3 protein-coding genes are annotated in these 2291 nt (G+C 57.6%); 2 read left to right on the top strand and 1 reads right to left on the bottom strand.

Translation table 11 applies throughout. The annotated features are described in order from the left end of the window. The first annotated feature begins 419 nt into the window (after positions 1-419). Complete coding sequence (locus AC4FAH_RS09845) at positions 420-698, top strand: hypothetical protein (RefSeq protein WP_153636550.1); 279 nt, start codon at positions 420-422, stop codon at positions 696-698. Positions 699-898: 200 nt separating this feature from the next. Here the strand turns inward: AC4FAH_RS09845 and AC4FAH_RS09850 are convergent, their stop codons facing one another. Continuing rightward, positions 899-1741, bottom strand: a complete 843-nt coding sequence (locus tag AC4FAH_RS09850) for an acyl-CoA thioesterase (protein ID WP_153636549.1) — start codon at positions 1739-1741, stop codon at positions 899-901. Positions 1742-1941: 200 nt separating this feature from the next. Between AC4FAH_RS09850 and AC4FAH_RS09855 the strand changes: the two genes are divergently transcribed. After that, positions 1942-2291, top strand: a 350-nt coding sequence (locus AC4FAH_RS09855) for a nucleoside deaminase (RefSeq protein ID WP_490245962.1), incomplete at its 3' end; no start/stop codon positions are given.

Raw genomic sequence — 2291 nt, forward strand, 5'->3', positions numbered from 1 at the left:
CTCCATGTGAGAGTAGGTCATCGTCAGGCACTTATCCCGAACCGCCCCTGCAGCCATGCTGCAGGGGCGGTTCTCTTTGTGGTCAGAAAAAGTTGTGCTCAGGAAACGTTGGCGCAAGAACTGCCGTGCTGGGGTAAATGCGTACAGCACAAGACATAGCCACATGAGCTATATGAGCTATATGAGCTATATGAGCTATATGATACAAAGATGCCTCTATCATTATCGTGATAGAGGCATCCTTGTATATGGATCAGTATCACTGGGAAAGCGTGCTGGCTCTCTATTGAGTGTACTTGATCGACAGGCATTCCACGCTGTTGAGAGATATCTTTACTGTTGCAGCACCTGCTTGGTGTCTGCGCTGTCATTGAATATCACTCATTGAAGCTATCCATGAACAGGCGCAAGGAGGCGGCATGTCGAGGGGCTTTTCATATTCGTTATCAAGACTTCTATTGGCAGGAATGATGGCTCTTTTGTTGGGGCTGATGTCGTCAGAAATGGCATCTGCCGGGGAGCGAGAGAGGAAGATAGAGCGCTGTCAGTTCATCAAGGACAAGATCGAATATTATACCGATAGGCGTCGCGGCGGCGGGTCGTCGGGCCAGATGCGAAGTTGGCAGTCCCAGCGCAATGACTACAAGCAGCGCTACCGGGATGAAAACTGCACGCGCGTCAGGACAGCACTGAAGTGACTCCCCTATTGACGCGATAATAGTGAATCGCAGTGCGCTATTCTCAGCGCTGTAGGTTGTAGGTTGTAGGTTGTAGGTTGTAGGTTGTAGGTTGTAGATAGACGCAGCCAAAAATGACAATGCCCCTCTTGAGACATTCTCAAGAGGGGCATTGTTGTTCAAGACGATTCACTCAGGACAATTCGCACAGGGCGATTCGTTCAGGGACGTTTGCGCAGGCGTGTCAGGCCTTCCTGGGCGCTGGATGCCACCAGTTCACCGTGCCGGTTGTAGAGGCTGCCGCGAGCGAAGCTGCGTGCGCCTCCCGCCCACGGGCTATCCATCTCGTAGAGAAGCCAATCATTGACGCGTACATCGCGGTGGAACCATAGCGAGTGATCCAGGCTCGCCATTTGCAGTTCGGGCGAACCGAACTGCACACCATGTCCGCCGAGGCCTGTCGCCAGCAGATTGAAGTCGGAGCTGTAAGTCAGCAGGTAGCGATGCAGGGCATCATCTTCCGGCAGCTCGCCTGCCAGTCGGAACCACAGCCGCTGGCGTGGCGGTGGGCAGGCATCATCACTCGCCAAGCTAGGCGCCTTCAGGCGCAGGAACTCGATGGGATGGCCTTCGTAGCGCTCGATGCGTGCTCCCTGTTCGATCAACTGCTCAGGGGGCTCGATATCGGGCATGGCGAGCTGATGCTCGAAGCCTGCCTCCTTGCCATGGAAGGAGGCGCTGCAGAAGAAGATGGTCTTGCCATTCTGGATGGCACTGATGCGTCGGGTCGTGAAGCTGCCGCCATCACGCACGCCATCAACCTGATAGATGACAGGCTTGTGGGCATCGCCCGGGCGCAGGAAGTAGCCATGCAGAGAGTGGACCTGGCGTTCGACCGGTACCGTGCGTGTCGCTGCGGACAGCGCTTGTCCGAGTACCTGTCCACCAAATAGCTGAGGGAAGCCGAGGTCCTGACTGTGCCCTCTGAACAGGTTCTCTTCCAGGGTCTCAAGACCCAGCAGGGTGACCAGTGCCTCAAGAGGCGCAGTAGCTGTTTGGGTCATGGATCTATCCTTGTACTGAGGGGCGGGCGCTCGGAGCAGTGCCAGACCGCACACGGTGGCAATGCAGGAGGAAGCGCGAGCGCCAAGCCGTTATCATGGTGAGCGAAACAATGGCCTCAGGATACCGGAGAACAACGGTGAGTGACGAGTTGGCGATAGCGCCGCAGGCCCGGAGTGGGCCACGTGGGGATCATTACTATATGCACCGAGCGCTGGATCAGGCGCGGCTGGCATTCGAGGCTGGCGAGGTGCCTGTCGGCGCGGTGGTGGTCAATCCCCAGGGCGACATCATCGGCACTGGCTACAATGCGCCGGTCAGCACCCCGGACCCGACGGCACATGCCGAGGTGCAGGCCTTGCGCGCGGCGGCGGCCCGACTCGGCAACTATCGTCTCGACGATTGCACGCTGTATGTGACGCTGGAGCCCTGCATGATGTGCAGTGGCGCCTTGATCCACGCGCGAGTGAAGCGGGTCGTCTACGGGGCAGCAGAGCCGAAGACCGGCATGGTGGAATCGCGTGCCAATCTGTTTGCACAGCCCTGGCATAA

The sequence above is a fragment of the Cobetia sp. genome (assembly GCF_983723665.1).